13 protein-coding genes and 1 riboswitch are annotated in these 16,639 nt (G+C 71.3%); of the genes, 11 read left to right on the plus strand and 2 right to left on the minus strand.

Annotated features, from left to right (window positions below):
- Positions 1-155: 155 nt before the first annotated feature.
- From ACFYW1_RS16590 to ACFYW1_RS16640, 11 genes are all read left to right on the plus strand, one after another.
- Entirely contained in the window at positions 156-806 is a 651-nt protein-coding gene (locus tag ACFYW1_RS16590) for a SurA N-terminal domain-containing protein (protein WP_388992533.1), read from the plus strand.
- A 45-nt stretch (positions 807-851) separates the two neighbouring features.
- Positions 852-1,826 (plus strand): nucleoside triphosphate pyrophosphohydrolase, encoded by a 975-nt coding sequence (locus ACFYW1_RS16595; RefSeq protein WP_388992536.1) that lies wholly within the window; start codon positions 852-854, stop codon positions 1,824-1,826.
- A 9-nt stretch (positions 1,827-1,835) separates the two neighbouring features.
- Complete coding sequence (locus tag ACFYW1_RS16600) at positions 1,836-3,224, plus strand: cytochrome P450 (RefSeq protein ID WP_388992539.1); 1,389 nt, start codon at positions 1,836-1,838, stop codon at positions 3,222-3,224.
- Between the two features lie 106 nt (positions 3,225-3,330).
- Positions 3,331-4,323, plus strand: coding sequence for a transglycosylase family protein (locus ACFYW1_RS16605; RefSeq protein WP_388992542.1), 993 nt, complete (start codon positions 3,331-3,333; stop codon positions 4,321-4,323).
- A 311-nt stretch (positions 4,324-4,634) separates the two neighbouring features.
- Positions 4,635-4,806, plus strand: a riboswitch (cyclic di-AMP (ydaO/yuaA leader).
- Positions 4,807-4,809: 3 nt separating this feature from the next.
- Complete coding sequence (locus ACFYW1_RS16610) at positions 4,810-5,580, plus strand: transglycosylase family protein (protein ID WP_388992545.1); 771 nt, start codon at positions 4,810-4,812, stop codon at positions 5,578-5,580.
- Between the two features lie 322 nt (positions 5,581-5,902).
- Positions 5,903-7,189: a phosphopyruvate hydratase gene (eno, locus tag ACFYW1_RS16615; RefSeq protein ID WP_388992548.1), complete on the plus strand. Its 1,287-nt coding sequence runs from the start codon at positions 5,903-5,905 to the stop codon at positions 7,187-7,189.
- A 134-nt stretch (positions 7,190-7,323) separates the two neighbouring features.
- Positions 7,324-7,803, plus strand: coding sequence for a septum formation initiator family protein (locus ACFYW1_RS16620; protein WP_388992551.1), 480 nt, complete (start codon positions 7,324-7,326; stop codon positions 7,801-7,803).
- Positions 7,804-7,862: 59 nt separating this feature from the next.
- On the plus strand, positions 7,863-8,396 hold the full coding sequence (locus ACFYW1_RS16625) for a DUF501 domain-containing protein (protein WP_388992553.1): 534 nt from the start codon (positions 7,863-7,865) through the stop codon (positions 8,394-8,396).
- Positions 8,397-8,578: 182 nt separating this feature from the next.
- Entirely contained in the window at positions 8,579-9,520 is a 942-nt protein-coding gene (locus ACFYW1_RS16630; protein WP_388992556.1) for an exopolyphosphatase, read from the plus strand.
- A 466-nt stretch (positions 9,521-9,986) separates the two neighbouring features.
- On the plus strand, positions 9,987-11,372 hold the full coding sequence (locus ACFYW1_RS16635) for an NAD(P)/FAD-dependent oxidoreductase (protein ID WP_388992559.1): 1,386 nt from the start codon (positions 9,987-9,989) through the stop codon (positions 11,370-11,372).
- Between the two features lie 321 nt (positions 11,373-11,693).
- Positions 11,694-12,998 carry a class I SAM-dependent methyltransferase gene (locus ACFYW1_RS16640; RefSeq protein ID WP_388992562.1) on the plus strand — a complete coding sequence of 435 codons (1,305 nt, stop codon included), beginning with the start codon at positions 11,694-11,696 and terminating at the stop codon, positions 12,996-12,998.
- Between the two features lie 113 nt (positions 12,999-13,111).
- Here the strand turns inward: ACFYW1_RS16640 and ACFYW1_RS16645 are convergent, their stop codons facing one another.
- Both ACFYW1_RS16645 and ACFYW1_RS16650 read right to left on the minus strand, forming a co-directional pair.
- Positions 13,112-15,640 carry an ABC transporter permease gene (locus ACFYW1_RS16645; protein ID WP_388992565.1) on the minus strand — a complete coding sequence of 843 codons (2,529 nt, stop codon included), beginning with the start codon at positions 15,638-15,640 and terminating at the stop codon, positions 13,112-13,114.
- Positions 15,641-15,698: 58 nt separating this feature from the next.
- Positions 15,699-16,469, minus strand: a complete 771-nt coding sequence (locus tag ACFYW1_RS16650) for an ABC transporter ATP-binding protein (protein WP_148838321.1) — start codon at positions 16,467-16,469, stop codon at positions 15,699-15,701.
- Positions 16,470-16,639 lie beyond the last annotated feature (170 nt).

The following is a 16,639-nucleotide window of genomic DNA, read 5'->3' on the forward strand; positions in this document are numbered from 1 at the left end:
CGCGCCGCCGGGCGCGGACGGCGCCGCGCGGGCCCACATCCCCAACTCCTTGCGAATCGTTGGTCGAATCGGTGGCCCCAGCCACCTCCACTGCCTAACATCGATCACCGCAAGGTCTTGTGCACTGATGCACAAAGTCTCCCCGGGAGGTTCCTTTGCACCGCCGCCGCCGCACCGCGCTCACCGTCTCCGCCGCCCTCCTCGCCGGCGCCCCACTCCTGACCGCCTGCGGCGGCGGGACCCACCCGGGCGCCGCCGCCGTCGTCGGCGGGGACCGGATCGAGGTGGCCGCGCTGCAGGGCCAGGTGGCGGCCGTGCGCAAGGCCCAGCGCGGCGCGCAGGACGCCTCCCAGCTCATCGACAAGTCCGGCCAGCTCAGCCGGGCCAAGCTGCACGGCATCATCTTCGACAAGGTCCTGGACCGGGCCGCGCAGGACGCCGGCGTCACCGTCAACCGCAACGAGATCCAGCAGCTGCGCAAGGCGGCGGCGGCCCAGTCCGGGGGAGAGGCCCGGCTGCGCACCGTGATGCTCCGGCAGAACTGGGTCGCCCCCGGCCAGATCGACGCCGTCTTCCGCGAGCAGGTCCAGCTGACGAAGCTGGCCGCCGCGCTCGGCGTCGACATCCAGCAGCCCGCCGGACAGCAGGTCGTCGGCGAGGCGCTCAGCAAGGCGTCGAAGGCGCTGCGGGTCGACGTCAACCCGCGCTACGGCACCTGGGACGACAAGCAGACCCAGCTCGCCGGCTACAAGGCCCCGTGGATCAGCCAGGTCACCAAGCCCGAAGGCGTGACGGCCGGGGCCTGACGGCCGGGGACCGGCGACCGGCCCGGCCGGAGGTAGATTCGAACGGTGAACGCTGAAGATCCCGGCCGTATCGTCCTGCTCACCGCCAGCCACCGCGTCGCGCCCGGGCTCCTGTCCTGGCCCGCCTGGCAGGCGCTGCACGCCGCGGACCGGGTGCTCTGCGCGGACCGGGAGCATCCGCAGCTGCCGTACCTGCGCGAGGCGGGCGTCGTCGTCGAGCACGCCGAGCCCGCCGCGCAGGAGCTCGTCGACGCCTGTGCGGGCGGCCGGAGCGTCGTCGTCCTCGCGGGCGGCGAGGGCTCCGGACCGCTGACCGACGGGCTCGCCCGGCTCGCGGGTTCGGGCCGGGTGCGGATGCCGGACCTGGAGCTGCTGCCCGGTTCGTACGACCTGCCGGGGGCCCGGTTCCTCGACCTGGTCCAGATCATGGACCGGATCCGGACCGAGTGCCCCTGGACCTCGCGCAAGACCCACGAGGGCCTCGCCAAGTACGCCATCGAGGAGGCGTACGAGCTGGTGGAGGCGATCGAGGACGGCGACCGCGACGAACTGCGCGAGGAGCTGGGGGACGTCCTCCTCCAGGTGGTCTTCCACGCGCGGATCGCCGAGGAAGGCCGCCCGGAGGACGGAGCGGAGCCGTTCTCCGTGGACGACGTGGCCGCGACCCTCGTCGAGAAGCTGATCCACCGCCACCCGCACGTCTTCGGCGACGAGACGGCCGAGACCCCGGAGGACGTGCACGCGCACTGGCTGCGGACCAAGGCCGTCGAGAAGCAGCGCGCGTCGGTCACCGACGGGGTGCCGCTCGGCCAGCCGGGGCTGGCGCTCGCGGCGAAACTGGCGAGCCGGGTCCGTACCGCCGGGCTCGACGTGACCCCGCCCACCGGCGAGGGCATCGGCTACGAGCTCCTCGCCCTCGCCGTACGGGCCGAGCGGGACGGCATCGACCCCGAGGCCGCGCTGCGGGCCGCGGGCCGCGCCTACCGGGACGCCATCAGGGCGGCGGAGGGCAACGGATAACGTCGGGGCGTGAACCACAGCCCCGCCGACCGCCCCGCCGATCAGCCCACGGACCGCCCTGCCGAGCAGTTTGCGGACCGTCCCGCGGCCCCGTCCGCCGAGGGCTGTCCCGCCGGCCGGTCCGGTGCCCGCCCCGCCACCGCGCCCGAGCTCTTCACCTGGGAGTTCGCCACCGACCCGTACCCGGCCTACGCCTGGCTGCGCGAGCACAGCCCCGTGCACCGGACCGCGCTGCCCAGCGGCGTCGAGGCATGGCTCGTCACCCGGTACGCGGACGCCCGGCAGGCGCTCGCCGACACCCGGCTCTCCAAGAATCCCGCGCACCACGCCGAACCGGCGCACGCCAAGGGGAAGACGGGCATCCCCGGGGAGCGCAAGGCGGAGCTGATGACGCATCTGCTGAACATCGACCCGCCCGACCACACCCGGCTGCGCCGCCTCGTCTCCAAGGCGTTCACCCCGCGCCGGGTCGCCGAGTTCGCGCCGCGGGTGCAGGAGCTGACGGACCGCCTCATCGACCGCTTCGCCGAGGAGGGGAGGGCGGACCTCATCCACGACTTCGCCTTCCCGCTCCCCATCTACGCGATCTGCGACCTGCTGGGCGTGCCGCCCGAGGACCAGGACGACTTCCGGGACTGGGCGGGCATGATGATCCGCCACGGCGGCGGCCCGCGCGGCGGGGTGGCCAGGTCGGTGAAGAAGATGCGCGGCTACCTCGCCGAGCTGATCCACCGCAAGCGCGAGAACCCGGGGGAGGACCTGATCTCGGGGCTGATCCGGGCCAGCGACCACGGCGAGCACCTCACCGAGAACGAGGCCGCGGCCATGGCCTTCATCCTGCTCTTCGCCGGGTTCGAGACGACGGTCAACCTCATCGGCAACGGCGTCCACTCCCTGCTGCGCGACCCGGAGCAGCGCGCCCTGCTCCAGCACTCCATCGAGACGGAGGAGGGCGCGCTGCTGGAGACCGGGATCGAGGAGCTGCTGCGGTACGACGGTCCGGTCGAGCTGGCGACCTGGCGGTTCGCCACCGAGCCGCTGACACTCGGCGGACAGGACATCGCGGCCGGGGACCCCGTGCTCGTGGTGCTCGCCGCCGCCGACCGCGACCCGGAACGCTTCTCGGAACCCGACACCCTGGACCTCGCGCGGCGTGACAATCAGCACCTCGGATACGGGCACGGCATCCACTACTGCCTGGGCGCGCCGCTCGCCCGGCTGGAGGGCCGGACCGCGCTCGCCACGCTGCTGAGACGCCTCCCCGACCTGCGGCTCGCGGTGGAATCCGGCGATCTGCGGTGGCGCGGCGGGCTCATCATGCGCGGACTGCGCACCCTTCCCGTGGAGTTCACGCCGGAGTCCGGACGGGCCGGAAGTGACTCCTCGTCAACTCTGTGACTTTTACGTGATCCGCGCTGCATCGACTTGTGACTCCCGTTCGAGTCCAGCTAGGTTCACCGTTCGACCCACCAGACACACGTCAGCTACACGGAAGGCAAACCCCATGGGCTCCGCGAACGGCAAACACCGTCGCCCCCGTCAGGCACCCGCCATCGTCGTCGCCGCGGGCGTGACCGGGTCCGCCATCGCCATCCCGCTGCTCGGCGCGTCCGGTGCGCACGCGGCCGACGCCACGACCTGGGACCGGGTGGCCGAGTGCGAGAGCGGCGGCACATGGAGCGCCGACTTCGGCAACGGCTCCTACGGCGGGCTCCAGCTCTCGCCGGAGACCTGGAAGGCGTACGGCGGCGAGTCGTACGCCGAGCGCGCCGACCTCGCCAGCCGGGCGCAGCAGATCGCCGTGGCCCAGAAGGTCCTGGAGGACCAGGGGCCGCAGGCGTGGCCCAGCTGCGCGGTCATCTCCGGCCTCGCGACGGACGGGACGCTGCCCGGCGTCGACCCGGGGACCACGCCCTCCGCCGACCCGGAGCAGGGCGGGGAGCCCGCCGGGGAGACGTCGAAGACTCCGGCCGACCCGGCGAGCGGCGCCACGGAGGGCGCGGACGGCGCGGGTGCCGTGGACGGCACGGACGGTGCCGACGAGCCGTCAGGGACGGTCACGCCGTCTCCGGACCCCTCGTCCGGCACCCCCACCGCACCGCCCTCGGAGGGCTCCGCCGAGGGCTCCACGAAGGCCCCGTCCGACACGCCCGGGGAGTCCCTCCCGTCCGGTTCACCTGAATCGTCCAGCGGTCAGGGCGGCAAGCACCGCGGCACCCCGGCCGTCGAGGACGGCCGCGGGACCGGCGCCGGCGAGGGCCGCGAGCCGGGCCGTCACGCCTCCCGGGGCGGCGACGGCGCGCGCGACACGGAAGCCCCGGCCGCCGGCGACCCGTACACCGTCCGCCCCGGCGACAACCTCTGGGCCATCGCCGACGCGCAGAAGGTCCCTGGTGGGTGGGCTGCGCTGTACGAGGCGAACAGGGACGAGGTCGGCTCCGACCCGGACCTCATCCTTCCCGGCCAGCGGCTCGACCTCGGTGTGACGGCCGAGTGAGAGCCGCGTGAGAGCGGCCTGACGACCGGCTGAAAAAGACCCCGGAACCGGGGCAGTTCAGGGACCTATGTCCACTTATGCGTAAGTGAGACATGGGTCTCTTTGCGTCAACTGGCGTGTCGCGCGCCGGGAAACCCTTCGCATCGGCCCCGACCTGCGGAAACAATAGATCCTCAGATGCAAGTAAGGGCTTATTGTCCGATGTGTCCATCTTTGAATGTGGGGGTTGCGTATGTTTACGGTCGGAACCGCTCGCACCGCGGGCCCCGTCGACCGTCACGCCGAATCCTGCCGTCGGTCGGAGGGAACAGACGCGTAAAGCGCCGTAGGCAGGAGCGGGGGACCCAGGTAGGCGCCGGCCCCGATCGTCGAAGGACGCATCAGGACCGGCTTGGGGTGAAGTCGCGTGCTAGGACGTGCGACCGGGCAACTCACTTGGCCCGAACCCGACAGCTCACCTCGTAGGCGTCGGTGAGGAGAAGTTCCATGCTGTTTTCCAGCAAGGGCAAGCACCGCCGCCCGTCCAAGGCCGTCCGCATCGCCACGCTCGCCGGTGTCACCGGTGCCGCCGTCGCCGTCCCCCTGATGGGTGCGACCGGCGCCTCCGCCGCCTCCGTCGCCACCTGGGACGCCGTCGCCCAGTGCGAGTCCGGTGGCAACTGGTCGATCAACACCGGCAACGGCTACTACGGTGGCCTGCAGTTCTCCCAGTCCAGCTGGGCCGCCGCCGGTGGTCTGCAGTACGCCCCCCGCGCCGACCTGGCCACCAAGGCCCAGCAGATCGCCACCGCCGAGCGCCTCCTCGACATGCAGGGCCCGGGTGCCTGGGCCTGCGCCGGCGCCGGCGGCCTGCGCAACGACGGCGTCGACCCGGGCGTCGACACCGGCTCCTCCGGCTCCACCGAGAAGTCCGGCTCCACGCAGCAGCAGAGCGCCCCGGCCGCCCCGAAGCAGCAGTCGCAGCCGACCCGCCAGGCCCAGCCGAAGCAGGAGCGCACCGAGGCCCCCGCCGCCTCCCGCTCCGAGCGCTCCGCGGCCCCGCGGGCCGAGGCCAGGAAGACCGTCACCACCCCGACCGGCAAGAAGGTCAAGAAGGGCGACGGCGAGTACAAGGTCGTCACCGGCGACTCGCTGAGCAAGATCGCCGCCGACCGGGGCGTCGAGGGCGGCTGGCAGAAGCTGTTCGAGCTGAACAAGGACATCGTCGAGAACGCCGACCTGATCTACCCGGGTCAGCAGCTGCACCTGACGAAGTAGCCGGGATCCTCTCCTCCCCGGTGGCCCCGGCCCGCGCGACCCTCCGTACGCGCGGGCCGGGGTTTCCGCCTTCCCGCCGCGCGGGCGGCCACCGGCCCCCGCGGCCCCTTCCGTCGGAGCCCTCCGGGAGGGTTTGTTCAACTCCTGTAGTTACTGACCGGTAAAAATCTGGCCTTTCCTCCCGCATTGTCCGCCCTCGGGTCCTTTTTCGTCCCAGGGGACGGGCGGTCGTCGGGCTGATCGGGCCCGGCCGGTTAGGCTCTTGTCGCAAGGCCAAAGCGACCCTGCACAACCAGCGTCATATCCCAGAAGGAGATGCCTCGTGCCGTCCATCGACGTCGTCGTAGCCCGGGAAATCCTCGACTCCCGCGGAAACCCCACGGTCGAGGTCGAGGTCGGCCTCGACGACGGCAGCACGGGCCGTGCTGCCGTTCCGTCCGGCGCCTCCACCGGTGCGTTCGAGGCCATCGAGCTCCGTGACGGCGACCCCAACCGCTACCAGGGCAAGGGCGTCGAGAAGGCCGTCCTCGCCGTGATCGAGCAGATCGGCCCGGAGCTCGTCGGCTACGACGCCACCGAGCAGCGGCTGATCGACCAGGCGATGTTCGACCTGGACGCCACGGAGAACAAGGGCTCGCTCGGCGCCAACGCCATCCTCGGCGTCTCGCTGGCCGTCGCCCACGCCGCGTCCGAGGCATCGGACCTGCCGCTGTTCCGCTACCTGGGCGGCCCGAACGCGCACCTGCTGCCCGTTCCGATGATGAACATCCTCAACGGCGGCTCGCACGCCGACTCCAACGTGGACATCCAGGAGTTCATGATCGCCCCGATCGGGGCGGAGTCCTTCTCCGAGGCCCTGCGCTGGGGCACCGAGGTCTACCACACGCTGAAGAAGGTCCTGAAGGCCAAGGGCCTGTCGACCGGTCTCGGCGACGAGGGCGGCTTCGCGCCGAACCTGGACTCGAACCGCGCCGCCCTCGACCTCATCCTCGAAGCCATCAAGGAAGCCGGCTACGTCCCGGGCAAGGACGTCGCGCTCGCGCTCGACGTCGCCGCGTCCGAGTTCTACAAGGACGGCAAGTACGAGTTCGAGGGCAAGTCCCGCTCGGCCGCCGAGATGACCGAGTACTACGAGGAGCTCGTCTCCGCGTACCCGCTGGTCTCCATCGAGGACCCGCTGTACGAGGACGACTGGGCCGGCTGGAAGGTCATCACCGACAAGCTCGGCTCCAAGGTCCAGCTCGTCGGCGACGACCTGTTCGTCACCAACCCCGAGCGCCTGGCCCGCGGCATCGAGGAGGGCTCCGCCAACGCCCTGCTCGTCAAGGTCAACCAGATCGGTTCGCTGACCGAGACCCTGGACGCCGTGGAGCTGGCCCAGCGCAACGGCTTCAAGTGCATGATGTCGCACCGCTCCGGCGAGACCGAGGACGTCACCATCGCCGACCTCGCCGTCGCCACCAACTGCGGCCAGATCAAGACCGGCGCCCCGGCCCGTTCCGAGCGCGTCGCCAAGTACAACCAGCTGCTGCGCATCGAGGAGATCCTCGACGACGCCGCGGTGTACGCGGGCCGCTCGGCGTTCCCCCGGTTCCGTTCCGCCGACTAGGACGTGCGCCGGAAGTAGCGTTGGCCGCCCCGTCGTGAGGACGGGGCCATGGCGTCCGTCCGTCCCCGTACTCGGTCCCGTACCGTGTGCGGGGACGGACGTGCGTATCGGGTGCGTATTGGGGAGGCGGAGAAATGGCCGCGAAGGACCGGGACCGGTTCTCCACCGCGACCCGGCTGCGGCTGCTCGGCGAGCAGACCGCCGCCCGCGTCTACCGGTCCCAGAACCGCCGCCAGGCCCGCCGCTCACGGCTCACCGGCCGGGCGGCGTTCCTCGCCCTCGTCGTCTGCTCCCTGGTGGTCGCGCTCGCGTACCCGATGCGCAGCTACGTCTCGCAGCGGGACGAGATCGCCGAACAGGAGCGACTGGCGGAGGAGGCGCGGGTCCGTACCGAGGAGCTGCGCGACGAGAAGGCGCGCCTCCAGGACGACGCGTACATCAGGCAGCTGGCCCGTACGCATCTGCACTACCTTCTTCCCGGGGAGACCGGTTACACGGTGATCGACCCCGACGCGGCCGAGGAACGCAACGGCCGGGCGGGCGAGTCCGGCGGGCCGTGGCACTCCAACCTCTGGGACGGCATCGACAGCGCCGACGGCGCCGACCGCGACTGACCCTCTCCACCCATCTGCAGAACCGCAGTTCGAGCAGCCCGATCAGAACCTAGGCAGGCATGGAAACGCCCCCTCCCCAGACCGAGTCCACCGCCCCCACCGAGGCGGACATCGCCGCGTTCCAGCAGCAGCTGGGCCGGCCGCCGCGCGGCCTGCGCGCGATCGCGCACCGCTGCCCGTGCGGCAACCCCGACGTGGTCGAGACGCAGCCCCGGCTGGAGGACGGCACGCCGTTCCCGACGACGTACTACCTGACGTGCCCGCGCGCCGCGTCCGCGATCGGCACGCTGGAGGCGAACGGGGTCATGAAGGAGATGACCGAGCGCCTCGCCACCGACCCCGAGCTGGCCGCCGCCTACCGGGCCGCCCACGAGGACTACATCGCCCGGCGCGACGCCATCGAGGTGCTGGAGGGCTTCCCGAGCGCGGGCGGCATGCCGGACCGCGTGAAGTGCCTGCACGTCCTGGTCGGGCACTCGCTGGCCGCGGGGCCGGGAGTGAACCCGCTGGGCGACGAGGCGATCGCGATGCTGCCGGAGTGGTGGCGCAAGGGGCCGTGCGTCTCGCCGTGCGGCGGGCCGGACGAGGACTGACCGGACCCCCTCCGGGGGCTCGGCCCCGGACCCCCGCTCCTCGATCGCCGAGGGGCTCGGTTTCGGGGCGCTGCCCCGGACCCCGCTCCTCGATCGCCGGAGGGGCTTGATCTGCTCCTCGGGCGTCGGAGGGGCCCGAACTGCTCCTCGTTCCTCGGAGGGGCTCGATCTGGGAGTACTTCATGACCCGCGTGGCCGCCATCGACTGCGGTACCAACTCCATCCGCCTGCTCGTCGCCGACGCCGACCCGGCCACCGGTGAACTCGTCGAACTCGACCGCCGGATGGAGATCGTCCGCCTCGGCCAGGGCGTCGACCGCACCGGGCGGCTCGCCCCCGAGGCCCTGGAGCGGACGTTCGCCGCCTGCCGCCGGTACGCGGAGGTGATCGAGGAGCACGGGGCGCGGAAGATCCGCTTCGTGGCCACCTCCGCCTCCCGCGACGCGGAGAACCGGGACGAGTTCGTCCGCGGCGTTCGGGAGATCCTGGGCGTCGACCCCGAGGTGATCAGCGGCGACCAGGAGGCGGAGTTCTCCTTCACCGGCGCCACCCGGGAACTCGCGGACCACGACCACCTGGCGAAGCCGTACCTCGTGGTGGACATCGGCGGCGGCTCCACCGAGTTCGTCGTCGGCGACGACCACGTCCGGGCCGCGCGCTCCGTGGACATCGGCTGCGTCCGGATGACCGAACGTCACCTGGTGCGGGACGGCGTCGTGGCCGACCCGCCGTCCGCCGGCCGGATCGACGCGATCCGGGCCGACATCGAGGCCGCCCTCGACCTCGCCGAGAAGAGCGTCCCGCTCGCCGGGACCGCCACCCTCGTCGGCCTCGCCGGGACGGTCACCACGGTCGCCGCGATCGCCCAGGGGCTCGACGCGTACGACTCGGAGGCGATCCACCACTCCCGGATCTCCTTCGACCAGGTGCAGGAGATCACCTCCCGGCTCCTCGCCTCCACCCACGCCGAACGGGCCGCGATCGGCGCGATGCACCCGGGACGCGTCGACGTGATCGCCGCCGGGGCGCTGATCCTGCTCGCCGTGATGAAGCGGACCGGGGCCGAGGAGGTCGTCGTCAGCGAGCACGACATCCTCGACGGCATCGGCTGGTCGATCGCGTAGGGGGCGCCGACCGGTCCGAGGCCCCTCGTCGGGGCCTCGGACCGGCGGGGCGGCGGAGGTGCTCATGCGCACTTCCGCCTGCACTTCTGAGGCTCCGTCGGGTGACCCGGGAGGGGTTCCGAAGGCCCGGCGCGACGAAGTTCGTGAACTTCTTCACAAGGAATTCGGCCCTTCGAAGGGTGCTTCCGGTCCGTATGGGCGTCCGAAGCCCCGGAGGAGGGCATTCCGCGTCGTCGGGAGAGCGTTTCCGGGGCGTCGCCAAGAGGCGTTCCGGAGGGGCGATCCGCCCCTCGTTTGGGGCCAAGGGCCAGCTCACAAGCGGTGAACAACGTTCGTGACCGCCTCGTGGTTCCCCCGAGGCCCCATGACCTGGGTCACGCGGGCGGCGAAGTGTAGCAGAGGGTTGCCCCAACCTTGTGAAGGGGCTCACGAGGGCTCCCCCGGAGGGGGGTGGATACTCGATGGCATGAGCACCACGGAGCGTCCCAGGATCCTCGTAGTAGGCGGTGGGTACGTAGGCCTGTACGCAGCTCGTCGCATTCTGAAGAAGATGCGATACGGAGAGGCGACCGTCACGGTCGTCGACCCGCGGTCGTACATGACGTACCAGCCCTTCCTCCCCGAAGCTGCCGCCGGCAGCATCTCGCCTCGGCATGTCGTCGTCCCGCTGCGACGCGTGCTGCCCAAGGCTGAGGTACTCACCGGTCGTGTCACGACCATCGATCAGGACCGCAAGGTCGCCACGGTCGCGCCGCTCGTCGGCGAGGCCTACGAGCTGCCCTTCGACTACCTGGTCATCGCGATGGGCGCGGTCTCCCGCACCTTCCCGATCCCCGGCCTCGCCGAACAGGGCATCGGCATGAAGGGCATCGAGGAGGCCATCGGCCTGCGCAACCACGTTCTCGAGCAGCTGGACAAGGCCGACTCGACGACCGATGAGGACGTCCGCCGCAAGGCGCTGACGTTCGTCTTCGTGGGCGGCGGCTTCGCCGGTGCGGAGACCATCGGCGAGGTCGAGGACATGGCCCGCGACGCGGCGAAGTACTACACGAACGTGAAGCGCGAGGACATGCGCTTCATCCTCGTCGACGCCGCCGACAAGATCCTTCCCGAGGTCGGCCCGAAGCTGGGCACCTGGGGCCGGGAGCACCTGGAGTCCCGTGGCGTCGAGGTCTTCCTCTCGACCTCCATGGACTCCTGCGTCGACGGTCACGTCGTTCTGAAGAACGGCCTGGAGGTCGACTCCAACACCATCGTGTGGACCGCCGGCGTGAAGCCGAACCCGGCGCTGGCCCGCTTCGGTCTGCCGCTCGGCCCCCGCGGCCACGTGGACTGCAACGAGAAGCTCCAGGTCAACGGCATGGACTACGTCTGGGCCGCGGGCGACAACGCCCAGGTCCCGGACATGGTCGGACGCCGGGCGGGCAACCCCAACGCCTGGTGCCCGCCCAACGCCCAGCACGCGCTGCGTCAGGCCAAGGTCCTCGGCGACAACGTCATCTCCGGGATGCGCGGCTTCCCGCAGGGCGAGTACAGCCACGCCAACAAGGGTGCCGTCGCCGGTCTGGGGCTGCACAAGGGCGTCGCGATGATCGTCATGGGCAAGATGAAGATCAAGCTCAAGGGCCGTCTCGCCTGGTACATGCACCGTGGTTACCACGGCATGGCGATGCCGACCTGGAACCGCAAGATCCGGGTCTTCGCCGACTGGACGCTCGGCATGTTCCTCAAGCGCGAGGTCGTCTCGCTCGGCGCCATGGAGACGCCGCGCGAGGAGTTCTACGAGGCCGCCAAGCCGGCCCCGGCACCGGCCGCCGCCAAGGCCGAGGGCGAGAAGGCCAAGGCCTCCTAGTCCGATCGCGGGCCCACTCGCCCGCGAAGCACACGCACGATCCCGAAGGGGCCGTCCGCCATCCGTGGTGCGGACGGCCCCTTCGGCGTATCCGGCCCCGCGCGACGCGACGCGGTACGGGGACCCGGTGGTCGCCGCAGCGGCGGATGCGTGCAACGTGCAGCTATTTTGCCCTTCCAATGCGCGGTAGCGGGATGGGGCGTGCTTCGCCGACTGTTGACGGGTATGCGGCTCGCCGCGGCGCCCCCGGTGCCCGGCGCGGCCGCGGCATGCCCGGGTGTGCCCGGGCACATCGGGAACACCACCACGGAGGTGTGTGCCATGGCAGACGCCGCGCTGCGGCTGACCGCTCTCGTCGAGGAGTTGCTGGGAGAAAGGCTGCCGGTCCGGATCCGGGCCTGGGACGGCAGCGAATCAGGACCGCCCGGTGCACCCGTGCTCGTCGTCCGCAGCCGCCGCGCGCTGCGCAGGCTGCTCTGGAAGCCGGGCGAACTGGGCCTGGCCCGCGCCTGGGTGGCGGGCGAGATCGACATCGAGGGCGACCTCTACGAGACCCTGGACCTCCTGGCCTCGCTGATCTGGGAACGTCCCGACACCGGCGGGAAGCGGATCCACCCGGCCCGCGACCCCCGGGTGCGGACCTTCGCCAAGGGGCTGCTGCGCCTGGCCGGTCCCTGGCTCCCGCCGCCCCCGCCGCCCGAGGAGGTGCGCCGCCGCGCCGGCGCCCTGCACACCAGGCGCCGCGACAAGGAGGCCATCAGCCACCACTACGACGTGGGCAACGACTTCTACGAACTGGTCCTCGGCCCGTCCATGGTCTACTCCTGCGCCTACTGGGAGGACGGCGGCGACCTGGAGGGCGCCCAGCGCGCCAAGCTGGACCTGGTCTGCCGCAAGCTCGCGCTGAAGGAGGGCGACCGCCTCCTGGACGTCGGCTGCGGCTGGGGCTCGATGGCCATCCACGCGGCCCGCGAGTACGGCGCCCGGGTCACCGGGGTGACGCTCTCCGCCGAACAGGCCGCCTACGCCAGGAAACGCGTCGCGGAGGAGGGCCTGGCCGACCGGGTGGAGATCCGGGTCCAGGACTACCGGGACGTCGGGGACGGCCCGTACGACGCCGTCTCGTCCATCGGCATGGCCGAGCACGTCGGCGCGGTCCGCTTCCGCGAGTACGCCGACGACCTCTACGCGCTCCTCAAGCCCGGCGGCCGGCTCCTCAACCACCAGATCGCCCGCCGCCCGGAGCGGAACGAGTCCACGTACCACGTGGACGACTTCATCGACGCCTACGTCTTCCCGGACGGCGAACTGGCCCCGGTCGGACGGACCGTGACGACCCTTGAGGAGGCCGGCTTCGAGGCCCGCGACGTGGAGTCGATCCGCGAGCACTACGCCCTGACCCTGCGCCGGTGGGTCGCCAACCTGGAGAAGCAGTGGGACCGCGCGGTCCGGATGACCTCGTACGGGCGGGCCAGGGTCTGGCGCCTCTACATGGCCGCCTCCGCGCTCTCCTTCGAGCACAACAAGATCGGCGTCAACCAGATCCTCGTGGTGCGTCCGGCGGAGGGCGGGTCCTCCCGCATGCCGCTGCGGGCCCGTGACTGGACGGCGTCCGCGACCGGCTGACCGCCCACGCGCCCCGCGGGCAGGGGCCGGGGGCCCCACGACGGAACGGGGGCCGGTACGCGCAGCACCGTGCTGCGCGTACCGGCCCCCGTTCCGTCGTGGGGCCCCGACCGCTACTCGGTCTTGATCGCCGTCAGCATGTTCAGCTTCGCGGCGCTGCGGGCCGGCCAGAGCGAGGCCAGCACGCCCACGGCTCCCGCCAGCACCAGGAAGACCGCGATCCGGTCCCACGGGATGACCAGCGCGTAGTCCGGGATGTCCGACGCCAGGGTCTGCCCGATCGCCCAGCCGAGGAACATGCCGAGCGCGACACCGACCACCGCGCCGAAGACCGAGATGACCACGGCCTCCAGCCGGATCATGCGCTTCACCCGGCGCCGGTCCAGGCCGATGGCCCGCAGCATGCCGATCTCCTGCTGGCGCTCGAAGACCGACATCGCCAGGGTGTTGACGACCCCGAGCACCGCGATGATCAGGGCCATCGCCAGCAGCCCGTACATGATGTTCATCGCGAGGTTGACCGAGCCGCCGAACATGTCGCGGATGTCCTGACGGTCCATGATGCTCATGGCCGGGTTGTCGCCCAGCGCGTCCACCACGGCCTGCTCGTTGGCGTCGGTCGCACCGCCGTCCATCTTCAGCCAGACCTCCCGGATGTTGGCCAGGCTGCCGTGCCGGTCGGCGATGTCCTTCGGGAGCAGGACCGGGGAGAGGAAGTCGTTCCCCTTGTAGACGGCGCCGACCTTCAGCTCGCCGTTCTTCTCGTCCTCGAACTTCACCGGCAGGGTGTCGCCGGTCTTCCAGCCGTTGGACTTCGCGGTCTTCTCGTCGACGGCGATCTCGCCCCTGCCGAGCGCGTCGAGCGAACCGGAGACGGCCTCGATCGCGAAGACCTGCTGCACGTCACCGGGGGTGACGGCGGACGCGGAGTGGTACTCGCCCTTCACCTCGATCGAGGTGGCCTGCTGCGGCGAGACCGCCGAGGCGCCCTTGGCCTTCTCCAGGGCGGCGAGTGCCGACTCGTCGAGCGGCCCTCCGCTCGCCATCGTCACCATGTAGTCGGCCCGGACGTTGTCCGTGGTCATCCGGTCGACCGCCTGGCCGAGGGTGACGCCGAGCACCGAGATGCCGGTGACCAGGGTGAGGCCGATCGCCAGTGCGGAGGCGGTGGCGCCGGTACGGCGCGGGTTGCGGACCGCGTTCTGCGCGGCCAGCTTGCCGGAGACCCCGAACAGCCGCTTCAGCAGCGGGCGGACCAGCGCGATCACCGGCCGCGACAGCAGCGGGATCAGCACGATGACACCGATCAGCGCGAGGAAGGCACCCGCGGCGATGAGGGTCCGTCCGGCCGAACCGGACTTGGCGGCGCCCGCCACGATCCCCGCCGAGCCCAGCAGGGTGAGCACCGCGCCGATCGAGTTGCGCAGGACCAGGGACTTGACGGTGGCCGTCGCGTGCACGCTGCTCATCGCCGCGACCGGCGGGATCTTGGCGGCCCGGCGGGCGGGCAGCCAGGCGGCCAGCACGGTGATCAGGATGCCGACGGCGAAGGCGGAGCCGATCGCGGTGGGCGAGACCACCAGCGGACCGGCCGGGATCTTCCCGCCGAACATGCCCATCACGGAGCGCAGCGCGGTGGCCAGGCCGAGACCGAGGGCGAAGCCGATGACCGAGGCGATCGCGCCGACCACGGCGGCCTCGATGAGTACCGAGCGCTTGACCTGGCGGCGGGAGGCGCCGACGGCGCGCATCAGGGCCAGCTCCTTGGTGCGCTGGGCCACCAGCATCGTGAAGGTGTTGGCGATCAGGAAGATGCCGACGAACAGGGCGATGCCGGCGAAGGCGAGCAGCATGGTGTTGATGGTGCTCAGACCGCTCTCGATCTGCTTGGCCTGCTCGTCCGCGAGGTCCTGGCCGGTCTTGGCCTCGGCGTCCTTGGGCAGCAGCGGCTTCACCGCGGACAGCAGCTTCTCGGCGGAGGCGCCGGAGGCGGCGGAGACGGTGGCCTCCCGGAACACGCCGGGCCTCAGGTACAGCTTCTGGGCGACCTCGGTGTCGAAGAGCACCAGGCTGCCGCCGGCGTTGACCGCGCCGTCCTCGGTGGTGAAGATGCCGGAGAGGACGTACTCCTTCACCGGGCCGTTCGTGGCGACCCGGACCCGGTCACCGACCTGGTACTCGCCCTTCTTCGCGGTCTCCTTGTCGAGCGCGATCCGGTCGGCCGAGGCCGGGCCCGTGCCCTTGACGAAGGTGTACGCGCTGTCCTTGCCGTCCTTGCCGGGGAAGTAGTTCCCGCCGGTGTTCGACCAGCCGTTGCCTATCAGCTTGCCGTCGGGGTCGGCGACCCCGGCGAAGCCGGAGACCCGGCCGGTGGCGGTGTCGACGCCGTCCAGGCGCTGGATCTTCTCCAGGGTGGCGGCGGTGATGCCGGGGACCTTGTCGTCCTGCTGGTCGGCGTAGGTGGTGACGGCGACGGCGACGTCGTCGTAACTCTTGGCCGACTGGTTGCGAAGGGCGTTGCCGAGGGTGTCGGTGAAGACCAGCGTGCCGGAGACGAAGGCCACGCCGAGCATCACGGCGAGGACGGTCATCAGCAGCCTGGCCTTGTGCGCGAGCACATTGCGCAGGGCGGTACGGAACATGTCTGTCAGTCCTGGGATGGGGAGGGGTTCCGGGCGAGGGCGTGGAGGAGGGCGGGGTTCAGCTGGTACGGCCCTTGGCGTCGAACGCCTTCATCCGGTCGAGGACCCCGTCCGCGGTGGGGTGCAGCATCTGGTCGACGATCCGGCCGTCCGCGAGGAAGATGACCCGGTCCGCGTAGGAGGCGGCGGCCGGGTCGTGGGTCACCATCACCACGGTCTGCCCCAGCTCGCGCACCGAGTTGCGCAGGAAGCCGAGGACCTCGGCGCCGGAGCGGGAGTCCAGGTTCCCGGTCGGCTCGTCACCGAAGATGATCTCCGGCTGCGAGGCCAGGGCGCGGGCCACCGCGACGCGCTGCTGCTGACCGCCGGAGAGCTCGGTGGGCCGGTGGGTCAGCCGGTCGGAGAGCCCCACCATGTCGATGACCCGGCGCACCCACTCGGCGTCGGGCTTGCGGCCCGCGATGTCCATGGGGAGCGTGATGTTCTCGTACGCCGTCAGCGTGGGGAGCAGGTTGAACGCCTGGAAGATGAAGCCGATCTTGTCCCGGCGGAGCTGGGTGAGCTGCTTGTCCTTGAGGGAGCCCAGCTCCGTGTCGCCGATCCGCACCGAACCGCTGCTGAAGCTGTCGAGACCGGCCACGCAGTGCATCAGCGTGGACTTGCCGGAGCCGGACGGGCCCATGATCGCGGTGAACTCGCCGCGGGGGAAGTCCACGGTGACCCCGTCCAGGGCGGTCACCCGGGTCTCGCCCTCTCCGTAGACCTTCGACAGATCCGTGGCGCGGGCGGCCACCGTGGTGACGCGGTGTGCGGTGGAAATGGTGGTCACGGGAATCTCCTGGTTCGGGGCTCCGGCCGAGGCATCGTCCGGGGGTGGATCGGAACCCTTCCATCGTCACCTCCGGTCCGCCGCCGGACGTCAGTCCCCGTGCCCGTTCCTGGGGCCGTCTTGAGTCGCACCGGGGGGCCGGCGGCCTCATCCTGCGGTATGACACCGAC

The sequence above is a fragment of the Streptomyces sp. NPDC002669 genome, from assembly GCF_042889165.1.
Taxonomy (GTDB): domain Bacteria; phylum Actinomycetota; class Actinomycetes; order Streptomycetales; family Streptomycetaceae; genus Streptomyces.